Genomic DNA, 2,895 nt, shown 5'->3' on the forward strand with positions numbered 1-2,895 from the left:
CCCTGGCCGGTGTGCTGGGTACGGCCGGCCAGGCCAACTACGCGGCGGGCAATGCCTTCCTGGACGCGCTGGCTTCGTACCGGCGTGCCCTGGGGCTTCCGGCGGTGTCGCTGGCCTGGGGCCTGTGGGAGGAGTCCGGCGAGCTGACCGGCCATCTTGGCGAGGCGGATCTGCGGCGGCTGTCCCGGCTCGGGCTGCGGCCCCTGGCCACGGACGACGCGATGCGCCTCTTCGACGAGGGCCTCGGCAGGGGCGAGGCCGTGCCGGCGGTCACCCGCCTGGACCTCGCGGCCCTGCGCGCCCAGGACGAACCGGCCCCGATGCTGCGCGGCCTCGTACCGCCGCGCCGGCGCCGTCGTGCCGCGCAGGCCGCCGCCCCCGTCGAGGCGTCGCTCGCCGACCGCCTGGCCGCCCTGTCGCCCGCAGAACGGGAACGGGCGCTGGCAGACCTGGTACGCGCCCAGGTGGCCGCCGTACTGGGGTACGCGGACCCCGGCGACCTCGACGACCAGCGGTCCTTCCTGGAGCTCGGCTTCGACTCCCTGACCGCCGTCGAGCTGCGCAACCAGCTGGGCAGGGCCACCGGCCTGCGGCTGCCCACCACGCTCGCCTTCGACCACCCCACCCCCGCCGCGCTGGCCGCCCATCTTGGTACGGAGCTGGCGCCGACCGGGACCCCGGCCGAAGCCGGCGTCGCGGCCGTCCTCGCGGACATGGACCGGCTGGAGGCCGCTCTGCGGGCCGCGGCGGCCGCGGACCCCGACGAGGGACAGCGGTCCGACGAACGGATCACGCTGCGCCTCCAGGAACTGCTGGACCTCGCCCATGCGGGCGGCCGCGACGAGGACCGGGCGGCCGACTCCGACGAGGACCTGGAGTCCGCGACCGACGAGGAACTGTTCGCCTTCGTCGACGAGCTCGACTGACCCCCCTAGTCCCACCCCTCGACCCCCATCAACCCCCTTCCGGAGAGCTGAGAGCACGTGGCTGACGAGGACAAGCTTCGCGAATACCTCAAGCGCGCCATCGCGGACGCGCGCGACGCGCGCCGGCGCCTGCAGGAGGTCGAGGAGAAACAGCACGAGCCGATCGCGATCGTGGGCATGGCGTGCCGTTACCCGGGTGGTGTGGCCTCGCCGGAGGACCTGTGGCGGCTCGTCGCGGACGGCGTGGACGCGGTGGGTGACTTCCCGGAGAACCGGGGCTGGGAGCTGGAGTCCCTGTACGACCCGGATCCGGAGCGCACCGGTACCTCGTACACGCGGCGTGGCGGATTCCTCTACGACGCCGACGAGTTCGACCCCGAGTTCTTCGGGATGTCGCCGCGCGAGGCGGTCGCGACCGACCCGCAGCAGCGCCTGCTGCTGCAGACCGCCTGGGAGGCCTTCGAACGGGCCGGCATCGACCCGGAGGCGCTGCGCGGGAGCTCCACCGGCGTGTTCACCGGCGTCATGTACGGGGACTACGGCCTGCGCGACCGGCTTCCCCCGGACGGCTTCGAGGGGTACCTGTTCAGCGGCAGCGCGGGCAGCATCGCGGCCGGCCGCCTGGCGTACACGTACGGGCTGGAGGGCCCGGCGGTGACCGTCGACACGGCGTGCTCCTCGTCGTTGGTGGCCCTGCACCTGGCGGCGAACGCGCTGCGGCAGGGCGAATGTGACCTCGCCCTGGCCGGCGGTGTGACGGTGATGTCCACCCCGGTGGCGTTCACCGAGTTCTCCCGGCTGCGCGGTCTGTCGGTGGACGGGCGGTGCAAGTCCTTCTCGGCGCAGGCGGACGGCACGGGCTGGTCGGAGGGCGTGGGTCTGCTGCTGGTGGAGCGGCTGTCGGATGCCCGGAGGAACGGGCACCGGGTGCTGGCGGTGCTGCGGGGCTCGGCCGTGAACCAGGACGGCGCCTCGAACGGCCTGACGGCCCCGAACGGTCCTTCGCAGGAGCGGGTGATCCGGCAGGCCCTGGCGAACGGTGGCCTGAAGCCCGGCGACGTGGACCTGGTCGAGGCGCACGGCACGGGTACGACGCTGGGCGACCCGATCGAGGCGCACGCGCTGCTGGCCACGTATGGCCGGGAGCGGGCCGAGGACCGGCCGCTGTGGCTGGGTTCGCTGAAGTCGAACATCGGGCATGCGCAGGCCGCCGCCGGTGTCGGCGGTGTCATCAAGATGGTCGAGGCGATGCGGCGCGGTGTGATGCCGCGGACCCTGCATGCCGAGGAGCCGTCGCCGCACATCGACTGGGACGCCGGTGGCGTACGGCTGCTGACGCAGGCACGGGAGTGGCCGCGGGAGGACCGCCCGCGGCGGGCCGGCGTGTCCTCCTTCGGATTCGGCGGCACCAACGCCCACGTGGTGATCGAGGAGCCGACGGAGCAGGAGTCGGCGGCAGCGGACCCCGCCGAGGTGCCGGCAGCCCCCAGGGCCCTGCCGGTGGTGCCGTGGGTGGTGTCGGGTCGGGACGAGACGGCGCTGCGGGCCCAGGCGGGACGCCTGCGGGAGTTCCTTGCCGGGCAGGCCGAGGAGGCCGATCCGGTGGACGTCGGCTTCTCCCTCGCCACGACGCGCGCTGCGCTCGACCACCGCGCGGCCGTCGTCGGCGGCGACCGGGCGGAACTGCTGGCCGCGCTCGGCGCACTGGCGGACGGCAGCGACGCCGCGGTGTCGCGTGTGCAGGGGCGTCAGGGCCGGTTGGCGTTCCTGTTCACGGGTCAGGGTGCGCAGCGGGTGGGGATGGGTGCGGAGTTGGCTGCTGCGTTTCCGGTGTTTGCGGAGGCGTTTGGTGCGGTGTGTGCGGGGTTGGATCCGTTGTTGCCGCGGCCGTTGGGTGAGGTGATCGCTTCGGGTGTGGGGTTGGACGAGACGGGGTTCACCCAGCCGGCGTTGTTCGCGGTGGAGGTGG

2 protein-coding genes are annotated in these 2,895 nt (G+C 73.7%); both read left to right on the forward strand.

All coding sequences use genetic code 11. The features are described 5' to 3' along the window. A partial coding sequence (locus AB0F11_RS37975) for a beta-ketoacyl reductase (protein ID WP_362184404.1) occupies positions 1-926 on the forward strand: 926 nt, incomplete at its 5' end. 57 nt (positions 927-983) lie between these two features. Beyond that, positions 984-2,895: type I polyketide synthase (locus tag AB0F11_RS37980; protein ID WP_362184405.1), on the forward strand; the 1,912-nt coding region annotated here is incomplete at its 3' end.

It is taken from the genome of Streptomyces sp. NPDC032472 (assembly GCF_040636955.1).
In the GTDB taxonomy this organism is placed as follows: Bacteria; Actinomycetota; Actinomycetes; order Streptomycetales; family Streptomycetaceae; genus Streptomyces.